Genomic DNA, 15,529 nt, shown 5'->3' on the forward strand with positions numbered 1-15,529 from the left:
GGACTGCGGGTGGAGGACAGCATGACAGCACAACCGGTTCTGGAGGTCCGGCGCGTCACCAAGCATTTCGGTGCGGTGAAGGCGTTGACGGAGGTGGATTTTCGGCTTGAGCGCGGAGAAATCCATGCGCTTTGCGGCGAAAACGGCGCGGGCAAATCCACGCTGATGAACATCATTGCCGGCGTGTTGCAGCCAAACGACGGCGAGGTTCTCGTTGATGGATCGGTCGTCAGGATCGGTTCGCCGGCGATCGCCCAGACGCTTGGCATCGGTCTCGTCCACCAGGAAATCGCGCTCTGCCCGGATGCGACGGTTGCCGAAAACATGTTCATGGCCGCCACCAACCGCCGCCGCTCGCCGCTGATGAACTACGGTGCGCTGGAGCGCGAAGCACAAGGCGTGATGAACCGGCTGGCGCCGATCGACGTGCGCCGCAAGGTCGCCGACCTTGCCATTTCCAGCCAGCAGTTGGTCGAGATCGCCAAGGCGCTGACGCTCGATTGCCGCGTGCTGATCCTCGACGAGCCGACCGCGGCGCTGACGGAAGCCGAAGCCCAGGCGCTGTTCGGCATCATCCGCGACCTCAAGGCCGCGGGCATTTCGATCATCTATATCAGCCACCGCATGGCCGAGATCTTTTCGCTCTGCGACCGCGTCACGGTGTTTCGCGACGGGCGGCATGTGGTCACCGAGAATATTGCCGATGTGACGCCCGACGATGTCGTGCGCCGCATGGTCGGCCGCGAGATCAGCCAGCTCTATCCGCCGAAGCAGGCGGTGGAAGCGCGCTCAGGCGAGACCATCCTTTCGGTCCGCAAGTTGGGCGACGGAACCCGGATCGATGATGTTTCCTTCGAGCTGAAACGCGGCGAAATCCTCGGCATCGGCGGGCTGATCGGGTCCGGCCGCACGGAGATCGCCGAAGCGATCTGCGGTCTCAGGACAAAGTCGACGGGCGAGGTGAGCCTGCGCGGCAAGGTCCAGCGTATCGGCAACTACCGGGACGCCGTCAATGCCGGCATCGTCTATCTGTCGGAGGATCGCAAGGGGTCCGGCGTCTTCACCGAGCTGTCGATCGCCCAGAACATTTCCGTGCTCGACCTGAAGACGCTGACAGGCCCGCTCGGGCTGTTGAACGCCAGGGCTGAAGCGGATCTCGCCCGCGATTTCGTCCGCCGTCTCGGCGTGCGCATGGGCGGTATCGACATGCCGGTGTCGTCGCTCTCGGGCGGCAACCAGCAGAAGGTGGCGATCGCCAAGCAGCTGGCCGTTCGACCTGAAGTCATTCTGATGGACGAGCCGACGCGCGGTATCGATGTCGGCGCCAAATCCGAGATCCACCGGTTGCTGCGCGAGCTTGCGGAAAGCGGCATCGGCATCGTCGTGATCTCGTCGGAGCTGCCGGAACTGCTCGGGCTCTGCGACCGGGTACTGGTGGTGCGCGAAGGCGCGATCGCCGGCGAGCTTGGCGACAGAGAAATGAGTGAGGAGGCGGTGATCCGCCTGGCGTCCGGCGTGACGCAGACGGATCAGAGTGCAACAGGCAGGACAGCCCATGTCGCCTGAAAGAACGGAAAGAGCCGGGGAGGCGGAAATGGCAGTGGATACGATGGTTGCAACCGAGAGGCAGGCGCCTGCCTGGAAACGCATCGGCACGATGCGGGAGGCCGGGCTGATCGCGATCATCCTGGCGCTTGGTATCATCATGAGCTTCGCCTCGCCGCACTTCCTGACCTTTGGCAACATGCGCGCCATGCTGATGAGCTTCTCGGTCGAAGGCATTGTCGTCGTCGGCATGACGATCCTGCTGATCGTCGGCGGCATTGACCTTGCCGTCGGCTCGGTGGTCTGCTTCGCCATGGTGCTCGCCGGTTCGCTGTTCCTGGCCGGGGTCGATCCCTGGACGGCCTCGCTGGTCGGCATCCTCGCCAGCAGCGTGATCGGCATGATCATGGGCTTCTTCGTCACCGTCGTCGGGCTCAACCACTTCATCACGTCGCTGGCCGCGATGGTCATCGTGCGCGGTCTCTGCCTCGTGATTACCAAGGGCACACCGCTGTCGCTGTTCACGCTGCCGGCCTCCTTCAAGGCGGTGGGGCAGGGCACCTTCCACGGCGTTCCCTATGTCATCCTGATCTTCGTCGCCGTCGTCATCCTGTTCGATTTCCTGCTGCGCCGGGCGACCGCCTTCCGCAAGGTCTTCTATACCGGCAGCAACGAGAAGGCGGCGCTCTATTCGGGCATCAGAACCAAGCAGGTGAAGTTCTGGGTGACGGTGCTCTGCTCAACGCTCGCAGGTGTCGCCGGCGTCATCTACATGTCGCGCTTCGGCGCCGCGACGCCCACCTTCGGCGTCGGCATGGAGCTCAACATCATCGCCGCGGCCGTTATCGGTGGCGCCTCGCTCAACGGCGGCTCGGGTACGATTCTCGGCGCCATCCTCGGCATGGCCCTGCTCTCGGTCGTAACCAGCTCGCTGATCCTGCTCGACGTCTCCGTCTATTGGCAGGACATGATCAAGGGGTGCATTCTGCTCGCTGCCGTTTCCATCGACCACTTGCTGCACAAGCGGAAGGCCGCCTGACCATGCCGATTGCCAAATCCACTTTGTCCCCGGTTTCAGGCGCACGCGAAGAGCTCGTCGTCGCAAGGCAAATGCACCAGGCGCTGGTCCTGCATTTCCTCGAGGGGCTGACCCAGTCGCAGATCGCCGACCGGCTCGGCATCTCGCAGCCGACCGTCAACCGGTTGATCAAGCGCGGCCGCCAGCTCGGCCTCGTTGAGATCAAGATCAAGTCGCCGATCGAGCCCTTGGTCGATATGGAAGAGCAGTTGCTCGCGATCGGCGGCATCCGCCGGGCGATCGTCGTGCCGACGGTTTCCGACAACCAGCAGACCGCCCTCCAGGCGGTCGGCGAGGCGGCGGCCCGGCTGTTGCTCGAAGAGATCGGTGACGGCGACACCATCTGCATCACCGGCGGCAAGGGCGTCAGCGCTGTTGTTGCCGGGCTGCAGGCGCCGCGCCGCTTCGATGTCGAGGTAATCCCGGCGACCGGCTGCGTCCAGGGCAAGCATTATACGGATGTGAACCATGTCTCGACGCTGATGGCCGATCGGCTCGGCGGACGTTCCTTTCAGATCCACGCGCCGCTCTTTGCCGACAGCGCTGCCGAGCGGGCGATGCTGATCAACATGCGCTCCGTGGCGGATGTCTTCGGGAGGGCGCGCGAGGCGAAGGTGGCGGTGGTCGGCATCGGTTCTATCCTTTCGGACGACTCGAGCTACTACGACCTGCATCCGTCCTCGAGCACCGACCGGGCGGCGATCGAGCGCTCCGGCGCAAGCTGCGAACTGCTCGCCCATCTGCTCGATGATGAGGGACGTGTCTGTGACTACAGCCTCAACCGTTCGCTGGTGTCGCTGACGCTCGAGGAGTTCGCCTCGATCCCGACGAAGATCGGCGTGGCGAGCGGACCGAACAAGGCGGGCCCGATCCTCAGCGTCATGCGGGGACACCACCTCGATACGCTGGTGACGGACGAGGCGACCGGCGAGCGCGTGCTCGCCATGGCAAGCGAAAAGGGACTTCTGGCATGAACGGGGATCAATTGATGCGGGAGATCGGCCGATCGGGCGTGAAGGCTTCGGCCGTCGGGCTCGGCACCTGGGCGATCGGCGGCTGGATGTGGGGCGGCACGGACGAGCGGGAATCGATCGCGGCGATCCAGGCCTCGCTCGACGCCGGCGTGACGCTGATCGATACGGCGCCGGCCTATGGCCTCGGGCGTTCGGAAGAGATCGTCGGCAAGGCCCTGGCCGGTCGCCGCGACAAGGCAATCATCGCCACCAAATGCGGGCTCGTCTGGCATACGGACAAGGGGCGGCACTTCTTCGATCAAGACGGCAAGCCTGTGCATCGCTACCTCGGCCGCGATGCCATCCATCATGAAGTCGAGCAGAGTCTGAAGCGGCTCGGCACCGACTATATCGACCTCTACATCACCCATTGGCAGGATCCGACGACGCCGATCGAGGAAACGATGGCCGCACTCGAAGAGCTACGCCAGGCGGGAAAGATCAAGGCGATCGGCGCCAGCAATGTCGGGCGCGGCGAGTTGGAGCAATACATCGCGATCGGCGGACTCGACGCGATCCAGGAGCGCTTCAGCATGATCGATCGCGAGATCGAGACGGATCTGCTGCCGCTGACACGGCGCAACGGTGTCGCCACGCTCAGCTATTCCTCGCTGGCGCTAGGTCTTCTCTCCGGCGGTATCGGACCGGAGCGGGTGTTTTCCGGCGATGACCAGCGGCGTGACAACCCGCGCTTCTCGGTCGGCAACCGTGAGAAGGTTGCGGCCTTTGCCGAAACGATCCGGCCGATCGCCGATAAGCATGGCGCGACGATCGCTCAGATCGTGATTGCCTGGACGCTTGCCCAGGAGGGGGTGACCTTTGCCCTTTGTGGCGCGCGCAATCCAGCACAGGCGCTCGACAATGCCCGGGCCGGAACGATCCGGCTCGATGAGGACGACCGTTCGACAATCGACGCGTCGATCGCCGCGAAGCTGGCGAACATGGACAGGTAACGGGCTGGCATCATGAACCGTGAAGAGATTTTCAACGGGCTCGCCGAGAGCCCGAAGGTGGACGTGTGCGTCCTCGGCGGCGGCATCAACGGCCTCAGCGTCTTTCGCGAGCTGGCGCTGCAAGGCGTCAATGTGTTGCTCGTCGAGAAGCACGACTACTGTTCGGGTGCTAGTGCGGCGCTGTCGCGCATGGTGCATGGCGGCCTTCGCTATCTCGAAAACGGCGAGTTCAGCCTGGTCAGGGAATCGCTGGTCGAGCGTGACCGGCTGCTGAAGAACGCGCCGCACTACGTGGCACCGCTGCCGACCACGGTGCCGATCTTCGATATCTTCTCGGGGCTTGCCAATGGCGCCGTCCGCTTCCTGGGTCTGACGCGCCGCCCGAGCCGCCGCGGCGCTGTCGCAGTCAAGCTGGGGCTCAGCATCTACGATTTCCTGACGCGCAAACGCGCGTTGATGCCGAAGCATGCCTTTCGCGGGCGACGCGCCACGCTTTCCCGCTGGCCGGCGCTCAATCCCGACATCAAGAGTTCCGCCACCTATTACGACGCCTGGGTCAGCCAGCCGGAACGTCTCGGCATCGAGCTGTTGAAGGACGGGCTTGCCGCCGGTTCTCACGCCCAGGCGCTAAACTACGCCGAACTGACGCTGGCCGCACCCGGACGCTACGAACTGAAGGACGATGTCACCGGCGCGGTCGCTGCGATCGAGCCCGGCCTCATCATCAACGCCACCGGCGGCTGGATCGATATCGCCAACGGCGCACTGTTTCCCGCAACGTCGAAGCCGGCCCCGTTGATGGGCGGCACCAAGGGCTCGCATCTGATCATCGACAATGCCGAGCTGATGGACGCGCTCGACGGCCACATGATTTATTACGAGAACGAGGATGGCCGCATCTGCATCCTCTTTCCCTATCTCGGCAAGGTGCTGGTGGGCTCAACGGACATTCGTGTCGATGATCCCGAAACCGTGCGCTGCGAAGCCGACGAGCGCGACTACATCCTGCAGTCGCTCGCCTTCGTTCTGCCAGACATCCGCGTCCGGCCGGAAGAGGTGGTGTTCCAGTTCTCGGGCGTACGGCCGCTGCCGGCGAGCCAGGACAGCTTCACCGGTCGCATCCCGCGCGACCATTTCTGCACCTTCGTGGAGAGTGTTGAGGGCGGTCCGCCGGTGCTCTGCATGATCGGCGGCAAATGGACGACGTTCCGCTCCTTCGGCGAAATGGCGGCCGACCTCACCCTGGAACGGCTCGGAAAACAGCGCCATGTCAGCACTGGAGAACGTGCCATCGGTGGCGGGCAAGACTATCCCTCCGTTCGCGACCGATGGGTCGATGATGTTGCGGCAGCCACCGGGCTTTCGCGGGAGCGCATGCAAGTGCTTTTCGTCCGCTATGGAACGGGCGCCCGAGACGTTGCCGATCTCATCGCCGCCGGCGCTGACCATGCCTTGCCGCATCCGGATTACTCCGCGCGCGAGCTGCAATACCTGATCCGCAGCGAAGCCGTCGAACATCTCGAGGACCTGCTGCTGCGCCGCACGACGCTGGCAATCACCGGCGAGCTCTCGCTCGACATGGTGGATGCGGTGCTCGCCTTGCTTGCCATCGAAAAGCAATGGTCGCCGCCGCGTGTCGCGGTCGAACGTAAGCGATTTCTTGCCCTTCTCGTCGAGCGCCATGGCGTCGACGAGGAAACCCTATCCGTACGGAACGAACAAAGGAGTGCATTATGCGAAACAACAGCAAGGTCCGGATGAACCGTCTGTTCGGCGGTGGACGTTGCCTCGACGTCGCGATCGATCATGGCGTCTGCAACGAACCATCCTTCCTCAATGGTCTTGAAGACATGTCAGCCGTGGTCAAGGCGCTGGTCGCGGCCGCACCGGATGCGATCCAGATGAATTTTGGCCAGGCGGATCTGTTGCAGGAGGTGCCGGGCAAGGACAAGCCGGCGTTGGTCATGCGTCTCGACATGGGCAACCCCTATAACCGCATCCGCCACCGGCACATGTGGGCCGTGTTGCAGAACGAGGCCGAACCGTTGATCGGCGCGCTGGCGATGGACACGGCCTGCGTCGTCGTCAACCTCTTCATGCTGCCGGACGAGCCCGATCTCTTCCGCCAATGCGTCGCCAACATCTCGCGCGTGCGGGCCGATTGCGACAAGTACGGCATGCCGTTGATGATCGAGCCGCTGGTGATGCAGCCGGTGACCGAGCATGGCGGCTATATGGTCGATGGCGATGCCGAGAAGATCGTGACGCTGACCCGGCTTGCGCGCGAGATGGGCGCTGACATCGTCAAGGCGGACCCGACCACTAATGCCGAGGATTTCCACCGGGTCGTCGAGGCGGCGCGTTGCCCGGTTCTGGTGCGCGGCGGCGGCAAGGAGGACTTGCGTAACGTCTTCGACAAGTCTGCGGCCTTGATGCGCCAGGGCGCAATGGGCATGGTCTATGGACGCAACATCTACCAGCACGCCAATCCGAGCGCTGTCGTGCGCGGGCTGATGGCGATCATCCATGAGGATGCCGGTGGCGAGGAAGCTTACGCGCTTTATCAGCGCGGTTGATATCGCCGGTCGGCATCGCGCTTTAGAAGCAGCGATGGCCTGGTACGAAAGGAAACGCTGCCGCTGCGAGAACGTCGGCGGCGTTTCAGCGAATGGATGAGGACCTTGGGAGGGGTTCACCTATGAGAGAGTATCTGCTCGGCATCGACGTCGGAAACACCGTGATCAAGGCGGTGATTTTCGATCGCACCGGCAACGAGATCGCGATGGCAGCAGAGGAGGGGCACAGCCATGTGCCGACGCCGGGCCATGTCGAACGCGGGCTCGGCGAGCTCTGGAGCCACGCGAAGGTGGTGATCCGTGCCTGCATCGAACGTGCTGGAATCAATGCGAGCGAGATCGTGGCGATCGGGTGCGCCGGCCATGGCAATGGCCTTTATGCGCTGGACCGCGACGGCGAACCGCTCCTCGGCATCCAGTCGCTCGATACCCGCGCGGCCGGCCTCGTCGAAGAGTGGCAGGCGGAAGGCGTCGCCGATCGGACCTACCCGATCGCTGGGCAGCGGCCCTGGCCGTCGCAGACCCCGACGCTGCTTGCCTGGTTGAAGCGCCATCGCCCGGAACAGTTTTCGAAGATCGGCGCGGTCTTTCTCTGCAAGGACTTCGTTGTCAATCGCCTAACAGGCGCACGCGTCAGCGACGTTTCGGATATGAGCGGCGCAGGCCTGCTCGACGTTGCCGGCCGTCGCTATGATGCGGCGCTGATGAAAGCTTACGGTCTCGGCGATTGCATGGGCCTGCTGCCGGATCTTGCCGAGAGCGCCGATGTCGTCGGCCGGGTTAGCCAAGAGGCGGCAATTGAGACCGGGTTGGCCGCGGGCACGCCCGTCGTCGGCGGTCTCTTCGATGTGGTGGCCTCGGCAATCGGCTCGGGCGTCACCCGCACGGGTGCGGCGTCGATCATCGCCGGCACATGGAGCATCAACCAAGTCATCATCGATCAGCCGGATCTGAGCAATCCGATCTTCATGTTCTCGACCTTCGATCGAGACCGCTACATGGCGATCGAGGCAAGTGCGACGTCGGCCGCCAATCTCGAATGGCTGGTGCGAGAGCTTTTTCCGCATGACGGCAGCGATGGCCGCTCGCCCTTCGACCTTTGCTGCCAGCTGGCGGCTGAGATCGAGCCGGCTGCGAACGATCCGGTTTACCACCCGTTTCTCTACGGCGCGCAGCAGGACGGCAATGCCCGGGCGGGCTTCTACGGCGTTGCCGGCTGGCACACCAAGGGGCATCTGGTCCGCGCCGTCCTCGAAGGCGTCGCCTTCGGCCATCGCCAGCATATCGCGACGCTACGCGCAGCCGGGGCACGCTTCGATGAGGCGGTGCTTTCGGGCGGCGGGTCGCGCAGCCAGATCTGGCCACAAATCTTTGCCGATGTGCTTGATGTACCGGTGACTGTCGCGCGCTCGCGGGAGACGGGCGCGCTCGGCGCAGCGATCACGGCGGGTGCGGGCATCGGCCTCTTTGCCGACATCTCTGCGGGCGCTGTGGCGATGGTCAGGACCGAGCGCCACTACCGGCCGAACCCGGCGCTTGCCGCGCACTACGACAGGCGCTTTACGCTTTATGGCGAGATCGCCGCCGCCATGGCGCCGATCTGGCGGCGGCTGGCAACGCCTGAACCCCTGGCGCGGGAAGCGGCGGAGTGATGGTTTGCCGAAAGCGGGCCTGCAATTGCAAGTCCGCTTTCGGCCAGACTGTTGGCTTATCGGGAGTGTCGCTGGGAGGGCAACGCCTCGGCAAGCCGAAGCCGCCGTCAGAAGCGCATGTTGATGCCGGCCTTGATGACGTGGCTGTTGATGTCCTTCTCACTGGAGCCTGAAACGGTGCTGGTGCGGACATCCGGCGTCGTGACGTAGTTGTATTCGAGCTTGGCCGAGAGGCCGCCCGCAAAGGCCTGTTCAACGCCGGCGCCGAGCAGGTAGCCGCCCTTGAAGCCGACGTCGTTCTGAACGCCGCCGCCCTTCTTGTAGCTGGTCATGGCATAGCCTGCTGTGCCGTAGACCAGCGTCTGGTCGAAGGTCAGGCCGGCCTTCGCCTTGATTGCGCCGCGCCACTTTTCCTTGAGCTTGCCGCCGTTGACCTTTTGCTCGGTGTCACCGAGATAGGAACCCTCGATTTCCGCACCGACGATGCCGGGACCGGCCTGCATGTTGTAGCCGGCCTGGACGCCGAGCGCGACGCCGTTGCGATCGGCGAAGGGATTGGGGCTGCCGGTGAAGCCGAGACCGCCATGCGCGCCGACATAGGCGCCGCTCCAGCTAAAGGCTGGCGGATCCTGATAATCGGGCGCAGAGAAGTCGGCCGCATGGGACTGCTGTGCGCCAAGGACGGTGAGCAGGGTGAGACTGGACCAGATCGAAAACTTGCTGAAATGCCGCATGATGTTGCTCCGTGGATTGGATAGGGCGCCCTTCTCGGCGCTTTCGTTCTCCCGTTTCGCGTCTCGTGCCGGGTAGCGCGGTCGCGAACCTTGGAAGATGCCCGTCCTTTGTCGGCTCCACGGATTGCGTCAACATTGCACAAATTAACTAAGTTGCTGATTTTACTATTAATTATATGTTAACCACGTTCTTCCACACCGGACCCGCCTACGCCGCAGGCAGGTTGATGCGGAAGCAGGCGCCGCCCGAGGGCTCATCGACGACGGAGATATGTCCCTTGTGGCGACCGATGATCTCGCTCACCAGATGCAGGCCGAGGCCCGCACCATGGTCGCGCGGCTGCAGGCGGTGAAACGGCTCGAAGATCCGCTCGCGCTCGCGTTCCGGAATACCGGGACCTTCATCAGTGACTTCGATCACGCCGCCGCGTTCGACGCGGATGGTGATGAGGCCGCCGGCATGTTCGATGGCATTGCGCACGAGGTTGGTGACGGCGCGCTCGATGGCGCCGGCGTCGCCGCGCACGAGCGCCTGGTCGACGCCCGGTGCGAAGGAAATCTCACAACCGGCCGAAAGCGCGAGTGGCGCCAGATCGGCGGCCACGTCGCGGCAGAGCGATACCAGGTCGAGCGAGACGAAGTCCGCGCCGTCGCGATCGATCCGCTCCAGGTCCAGCAACTGTTCCGCAAGTCCGGCGATCCGATTGGAATCGATCAGCAGGCGGTTTCTGAGCGGCCCGGCGTCCATGCTTTCAAGCCGCGTCTGCAGGATGGCGACCGGCGTACGGAGTTCATGTGCCGCATCCAGAATGAAGCGCTGCCGCCGTTCGTATCCCTCGTCCAGTCGCTGCAGCGCGCCGTTGAATGCCTCGACGAGCGGACGCACTTCGCCGGGAACCCGGTGATCGGGCAGCCGGGCGCCACGGCGATCGACGTCGATCTTCTTGGCCTGATCGACCATGTCGGCGAGGCCGGCAAAGGCGCGCCGGACGATGATCGGGATGGCAAGGGCGGGGATCAGCACGACGATCAGCACGATCGGAAGCAGCAGAAGGTTGGCCAGCAGGAAGACCGCGAAGGATGCGCTCCAGAGCCGGCCGCCGCCCGCGAGCACCGTAAAGGTTCCGTCTTCCGTAGTCACCGAGCGCACGATCGACGAGAGGGTGTAGGGCTCGACGCTATCCCGCATGTCGCCAAAGGCGATCCGATCCAGATGTTCGCCAATGCTGTTATAGGCGTCCGGCACGGGACCGCTGCGGATCATGGCGCCCCGTGCGTCTCTCGCGACGAACCAGAAATCAGGAGAATCGGCTCGCATGGCGAGCAACTGTGGTGTTTCGACCAGCGTCAGCCCGCCCGCGGGTTGCGAGCGGATCGCGCCGGCCGCGACCGACGCTGCGTCGGCATCGAGGAACTTTCCGCCGAGATCGGCGCGGGTCAGCAAGGCCATGAAGCCGGCAATGACCGCCATCAGCAGCAGCACCTGAAAGGTGAGGATCTGCCAGATCAGGCGCTTCTTCAACGAGTTGACCGAAGACGTGCTCATGGGGTGGGCCTCAGCAGATAGCCGACGCCACGGATGCTGTGGATCTCAACGCCGGCGCCGGACTCGGCAAGCTTCCGGCGCAGCCGCGAGACATGAGCGTCTAGCGAGTTGGATTGGATCTCGTCATCGTAGCCGTAGACGGATTCCTCCAGCGTCGAGCGCTGGACTGTGCGGCCCTGGCGCCGCGCCAGCGTTTCCAGGACCAGCAGTTCCCGGCGAGGCAGGTCGAGCACCTGTCCGCTCACCTGGGCCTGCCTGCCGTCGAAATCGAAGACGAGCTTGCCGATGCGTGCGGTCATGGGGGCGATATCCGGCGAGCGCCGCATCAGAGCGCGGATGCGCGCCAACAGTTCCTCCACCGCGAAGGGCTTGGCGAGATAGTCGTCGGCACCCATGTCGAGCCCGCGGACACGCTCGTCGACCGCGCCACGCGCGGTCAGAACGATCACGGGAATTCCGGACTTCAGCGCCCGGACACGTGGGATCAACGAGAGCCCGTCGCCATCGGGCAATTGCCGATCGAGGATGATGCCGTCATGGACGTGATTGGCGAGCGCCGCCAATGCATGGTCGAGCGTTGGCGCATGATCCAGGATCATGTCGTAGCGTGCGAGCGCGGCGCTGAGCGCCGTCGCCATTTCCAGCTCGTCCTCGACAAGGAGCAGGCGCATTGAATTCTCCGAATACGATAGATGTTGCGTAACGTCTGGGCGACCAGGATTGCAGCAACGTTGCGGCGCATGCGTGCGCAGCGTGCACCGGTTCTAGCGGCACGGGCTGGGACCCGGCAATGCGGCGCAGTCGGGCTTTACCGTATTCGGTGGCGAGGGTGTCGGATTACGGGAACGTGGCTGCCAGGCGCCGATGTCGGGGCGGCGGCATTGGGTGCCATCGCCCCGCAAGGCCTTATGCGATGGCCATCATCCGCTGGAACGCGTCGTAGGCAGCAAGAACCGTTTCCTTCTGGGCCTCATGACCGGCGATGAACGCATCGCCATAGATCGTCTCGTCCGGATATTCGGTGATCAGCGTCAGCGGTGCCGTGTGGCGGTCGTCGATCGAGATCATGCAGGGGAAGCCGTTGATGATACGGAAGCCGGTTTCGCCGGCATGGGTCTCATAGAGCGCGATCTGGGCATCGTTATACGCAAGCAGCCCCGGGACGGCGGCAAGCCGCAAGGTAACCGCTTCGATCAGTTGCTCGGCGCGATCGGCCCAATCGGCGTGATGGCGCATGATCAGGAAGAAGCCCTTGGGCAGGGTCCACATGGCAAAGCCGCGCGGCACGTAGCCCGACAGCGGCCGCGTCCATTCATGCGAGGGATAACCGTGCAGGTTGACGTGCAGCTGCGCGCCGGTCAGCCGCTCGGCCTCCTTGCGGATCTCGCGCTCGTTGAGTGCTGCACCGGTGCGGTATTCGAGATCGTCGCCGAGTGCTGTGTAGCGTGCGGCGTGGTGCATGTGCAGCGGGTTGTCCACCCGCAGCCGCTGGTGCACGGCATAGCCGTCAGGGTTTTCAAGCGGCGAGATGGTGAAGTGGCTGTCGGCGCGGGCGGCGAGCGTCTGGGCGGCGCGCAGCACGCCGACAATGCCCGTCGTCTCGTTCGGATGCTGGCCGCCGCTGATCATGACTGGTGCATCGGTGCCCCTGCGATAGCGGGCCTTCACCGCGCGGCCGGCGCGCGACTGCGCCTCGAAGGGCTGGCCTTCGATTGCGGCGAGTTCGGCATGGATCTGAGCGACCGTCAGCGGCGCTTCGGCCGTCTCGATCGGCTGGGCCTCGCCGTCGACATCCGTCGCCTGCAGCGGCCGGGTCTCAACGATGACGGTCGGCTTGCCGACGCCGAAGACGATCTCCGGCACGATCTGGCCGGGCTTCAGGCCGCGGTCGCCGAGTGGGCGACCCGATTTCTTCTGGAAGACTTCGAGCAGCGAAAAATAGAAATCCTCGTGCAGAGCCTCGCGGAGGCTGATGACCTCTTCGCCGACGGGCAGACGGAAGTCGGTGATCGGCAGGGTCACGCGGATGTTGAGCTCTTCGAAATAGGGCTCGCTGTCGCCCCAGGCATGATCGGCGATCGCCCGCATCGTGCCGGAAAAGAGCCGCTCGTAATCGGTCTCCAGATGGCATTCGCGATGTTTGTCGCAGCCCTCGTCGAGACGGATCCAGCCGGTCGGCGACAGCAGCGTTTCGCCGATGAAGTCGGTGTGGATGCGGTTCGGTGCGAATACCGCGTGATTTTCCTGACGTCCGCTGCGGAAAGTCAGGGCCACATCGTAGGTGAAAGGCCTGGCGCTGCCAGCCTCGAAGCTTATCTCGGCATCGCCGACGATGGCGGCGAGCGGATAGGCTTCGAGCAGGAAGCGGTTCTGCGGGGCGCCTTCATGTTGGGGATAGCGGACGACGACGCTGGCGAGCGCCGCGCGGTCGACCTCTTCGAGGAAGAAATGCAGCAGCGGCTTGTAGGCGCTCCTGAGCGCCGCCTTGACGCCGAAGCTTGCGAGCTTCTGTTCGGCGGCCTTGCGGCTGGCGGCATCGTCGAACAGCCAGGCTTCGAGCTTGGTGCCACGCGCGGCTTCCTTGCCGTAGGTGGTGAGAAGGGTAGCGAGCGTGCGCTCGAAGGCGCCTTCGAAAATCGTCGTCATCGTGAGGTTCTACCGGTTGGGTCGAGGCTGTCGCGCAGCCAGTCGCCGAGAAGATTGAGGCCGAGAACGGTGAGCAGGATTGCAAGGCCCGGGAAGACGCTGACCCACCAGGCGTTCTGCAGGTAGGTGCGGCCGTCGGCCAGCATGCCGCCCCAGCTCGGGATCAGCGGATCGACGCCGAGGCCGAGGAAGGTAAGGCTGCTTTCGAGCAGGATGTTGTTGGCGACGTTCAGCGTCATCAGCACGATGACCGGACCGATGAGATTCGGAAGCAGGTGCTGGAACAGGATTTTGTAGTCGCGCACGCCGATTGCGCGGGCCGATTGGATGAACTCGCGTTCGCGCAGCGACAGCACAGATCCGCGCACGAGACGGGCATACTGCACCCATTGCGACACGATCAGCAGGATGATGGTATTGCCAAGCCCGCCACCGACGATGGCGATGAAGGTGATCGCGAGCAGGATGAAGGGGAGCGCCAGCTGCACGTCGGCAAAGCGCATGACGAGCATGTCCCAGAAGCCGCGATAGTAACCCGAGACGAGCCCCATGACGACGCCGACGACGACAGCGCCGGCGACCGACGTCAGGCCGACCAGCAGCGAGATCTTGCCGCCGGCAACCACCCGGGCAAGCACGTCGCGGCCGAGCGGGTCGGTGCCGAGCGGATGCGCCCAGTTGACGAAGGGTGGGGTCAGCCGCGCCATCAGGTCGATCTTGTCGACGCCACCGGGAAACAGCACGCCGGAGAGGAGCACTGCGAGGCAGATGCCACCCGTCAGAAGCGCGCCGAGGATGAATTCGAGATTGCGGAAACGGGCGAAACGGGAGTTTGCAGCCTTGGTCGTCATCGGCTCACTCCGTCCGGATGCGCGGGTCGACGAGGCCATAGGCGATATCGACCAGAAGATTGACGAACACGATCATCAGCGAGAGCACGGTGATGACCGCCTGGAGCACGGGATAGTCGCGGGACGCGACCGCATCGAAGGCGAGCGTGCCCATGCCCGGCCAGTTGAACACGAGCTCGACGACGACGATGCCGCCGAGCAGGCCGCCGAACTGCAGGCCGAAATAGGTGATCAGCGGGATCGCGCAGTTACGAAGCGCATGCTTGTAGAGCACCTTGCTTTCGCTGAGGCCCTTGGCGCGGGCAACCATGATGTATTGCGATTGCAGGGTTTCGAGCATGGCGGTGCGCACCAGCCGCACGTTCGTCGCCGTCAGGATGATGCCCATGGTCAGCGCGGGCATGATAAAGCTCGCGAAACCGTCCATTCCGCTCGGCGGCAGCCATTTGAGCACGATCGAGAACAACAGCACCAGCATGATCGCCAGCCAGAAGTTCGGGAAGGAAAGCCCGATCAGCGACAGGATGCGGATCGCCTGGTCGGCCCATTTGCCGCGTGCGACGGCGGCACGGATGCCGAGCGGAACGGAAATGAGGATCGAAACGATCAGCGAGGTGAAGGCGAGCAGCATGGTTGCCGGCAGTGCCGTGGCAATCAGCTGCGAAACCGGGGTGCCGCCGAGGAACGAACGGCCGAAATCGAGGGTAAACATGCCTTTGATGAAATCGGCATATTGCGCGAGGAACGGCTGATTGAGGCCGAGCCCCTCGCGGATGCGCACGAGGTCTGCCTCGGTCACGCTGCCCGCACCCTGCGCGAGCATCAGCGCGGGGTCACCGGTAAACCGGATGGCATAGGAGACGGTCAGTGTCACGACGAACACGACGAAGACCGCCTGCAGAAAACGTTTGATCAGAAATCCGGCCAAGTGACCC

At 64.1% G+C, this 15,529-nt stretch carries 13 protein-coding genes; 7 read left to right on the top strand and 6 right to left on the bottom strand.

Features of this window, described 5'->3' with window-relative positions; all coding sequences use genetic code 11:
• The first annotated feature begins 21 nt into the window (after positions 1–21).
• From LAC81_RS27465 to LAC81_RS27495, 7 genes are all read left to right on the top strand, one after another.
• Entirely contained in the window at positions 22–1,566 is a 1,545-nt protein-coding gene (locus LAC81_RS27465) for a sugar ABC transporter ATP-binding protein (protein ID WP_223730280.1), read from the top strand.
• 28 nt (positions 1,567–1,594) lie between these two features.
• Positions 1,595–2,584: an ABC transporter permease gene (locus LAC81_RS27470; RefSeq protein ID WP_223730281.1), complete on the top strand. Its 990-nt coding sequence runs from the start codon at positions 1,595–1,597 to the stop codon at positions 2,582–2,584.
• Positions 2,585–2,586: 2 nt separating this feature from the next.
• Positions 2,587–3,597 carry a sugar-binding transcriptional regulator gene (locus LAC81_RS27475; protein ID WP_223730282.1) on the top strand — a complete coding sequence of 337 codons (1,011 nt, stop codon included), beginning with the start codon at positions 2,587–2,589 and terminating at the stop codon, positions 3,595–3,597.
• Positions 3,594–4,589, top strand: a complete 996-nt coding sequence (locus tag LAC81_RS27480) for an aldo/keto reductase (protein WP_223730283.1) — start codon at positions 3,594–3,596, stop codon at positions 4,587–4,589. Before LAC81_RS27475 ends, LAC81_RS27480 begins: the two co-directional genes overlap by 4 nt.
• 12 nt (positions 4,590–4,601) lie before the next feature.
• Positions 4,602–6,350 carry a glycerol-3-phosphate dehydrogenase/oxidase gene (locus LAC81_RS27485; RefSeq protein WP_223730284.1) on the top strand — a complete coding sequence of 583 codons (1,749 nt, stop codon included), beginning with the start codon at positions 4,602–4,604 and terminating at the stop codon, positions 6,348–6,350.
• Positions 6,323–7,165, top strand: coding sequence for a class I fructose-bisphosphate aldolase (locus LAC81_RS27490; protein WP_223730285.1), 843 nt, complete (start codon positions 6,323–6,325; stop codon positions 7,163–7,165). Before LAC81_RS27485 ends, LAC81_RS27490 begins: the two co-directional genes overlap by 28 nt.
• Positions 7,166–7,287: 122 nt before the next feature.
• A complete protein-coding gene (locus tag LAC81_RS27495; RefSeq protein ID WP_223730286.1) occupies positions 7,288–8,817 on the top strand; it encodes an FGGY-family carbohydrate kinase in 1,530 nt (509 codons plus the stop codon).
• A 107-nt stretch (positions 8,818–8,924) separates the two neighbouring features.
• Here LAC81_RS27495 and LAC81_RS27500 read toward each other — a convergent pair whose 3' ends face one another.
• From LAC81_RS27500 to LAC81_RS27525, 6 genes are all read right to left on the bottom strand, one after another.
• Positions 8,925–9,551 carry an outer membrane protein gene (locus tag LAC81_RS27500; RefSeq protein ID WP_223730287.1) on the bottom strand — a complete coding sequence of 209 codons (627 nt, stop codon included), beginning with the start codon at positions 9,549–9,551 and terminating at the stop codon, positions 8,925–8,927.
• Between the two features lie 208 nt (positions 9,552–9,759).
• Positions 9,760–11,097: a sensor histidine kinase gene (locus LAC81_RS27505; protein ID WP_223730288.1), complete on the bottom strand. Its 1,338-nt coding sequence runs from the start codon at positions 11,095–11,097 to the stop codon at positions 9,760–9,762.
• A complete protein-coding gene (locus LAC81_RS27510; protein ID WP_223730289.1) occupies positions 11,094–11,768 on the bottom strand; it encodes a response regulator transcription factor in 675 nt (224 codons plus the stop codon). The genes LAC81_RS27505 and LAC81_RS27510 overlap by 4 nt, the downstream gene beginning before the upstream one ends.
• Before the next feature lie 235 nt (positions 11,769–12,003).
• Positions 12,004–13,743, bottom strand: coding sequence for a M14 family metallopeptidase (locus tag LAC81_RS27515; protein WP_223730290.1), 1,740 nt, complete (start codon positions 13,741–13,743; stop codon positions 12,004–12,006).
• Positions 13,740–14,594 carry an ABC transporter permease gene (locus LAC81_RS27520; protein ID WP_113538387.1) on the bottom strand — a complete coding sequence of 285 codons (855 nt, stop codon included), beginning with the start codon at positions 14,592–14,594 and terminating at the stop codon, positions 13,740–13,742. The genes LAC81_RS27515 and LAC81_RS27520 overlap by 4 nt, the downstream gene beginning before the upstream one ends.
• A gap of 4 nt (positions 14,595–14,598) precedes the next feature.
• On the bottom strand, positions 14,599–15,522 hold the full coding sequence (locus LAC81_RS27525; RefSeq protein ID WP_113538388.1) for an ABC transporter permease: 924 nt from the start codon (positions 15,520–15,522) through the stop codon (positions 14,599–14,601).
• Positions 15,523–15,529: the final 7 nt, after the last annotated feature.

This window comes from Ensifer adhaerens, from assembly GCF_020035535.1.
GTDB lineage: Bacteria > Pseudomonadota > Alphaproteobacteria > Rhizobiales > Rhizobiaceae > Ensifer.

Excerpts from the sequence above, each read along its gene's own strand:
- LAC81_RS27465 (WP_223730280.1), top strand. The coding sequence starts at position 22 with ATGACAGCACAACCGGTTCTGGAGGTCCGGCGCGTCACCAAGCATTTC.
- LAC81_RS27470 (WP_223730281.1), top strand. The coding sequence starts at position 1,595 with ATGGCAGTGGATACGATGGTTGCAACCGAGAGGCAGGCGCCTGCCTGG.
- LAC81_RS27475 (WP_223730282.1), top strand. The coding sequence starts at position 2,587 with ATGCCGATTGCCAAATCCACTTTGTCCCCGGTTTCAGGCGCACGCGAA.
- LAC81_RS27480 (WP_223730283.1), top strand. The coding sequence starts at position 3,594 with ATGAACGGGGATCAATTGATGCGGGAGATCGGCCGATCGGGCGTGAAG.
- LAC81_RS27485 (WP_223730284.1), top strand. The coding sequence starts at position 4,602 with ATGAACCGTGAAGAGATTTTCAACGGGCTCGCCGAGAGCCCGAAGGTG.
- LAC81_RS27490 (WP_223730285.1), top strand. The coding sequence starts at position 6,323 with ATGCGAAACAACAGCAAGGTCCGGATGAACCGTCTGTTCGGCGGTGGA.
- LAC81_RS27495 (WP_223730286.1), top strand. The coding sequence starts at position 7,288 with ATGAGAGAGTATCTGCTCGGCATCGACGTCGGAAACACCGTGATCAAG.
- LAC81_RS27500 (WP_223730287.1), bottom strand. The coding sequence starts at position 9,551 with ATGCGGCATTTCAGCAAGTTTTCGATCTGGTCCAGTCTCACCCTGCTC.
- LAC81_RS27505 (WP_223730288.1), bottom strand. The coding sequence starts at position 11,097 with ATGAGCACGTCTTCGGTCAACTCGTTGAAGAAGCGCCTGATCTGGCAG.
- LAC81_RS27510 (WP_223730289.1), bottom strand. The coding sequence starts at position 11,768 with ATGCGCCTGCTCCTTGTCGAGGACGAGCTGGAAATGGCGACGGCGCTC.
- LAC81_RS27515 (WP_223730290.1), bottom strand. The coding sequence starts at position 13,743 with ATGACGACGATTTTCGAAGGCGCCTTCGAGCGCACGCTCGCTACCCTT.
- LAC81_RS27520 (WP_113538387.1), bottom strand. The coding sequence starts at position 14,594 with ATGACGACCAAGGCTGCAAACTCCCGTTTCGCCCGTTTCCGCAATCTC.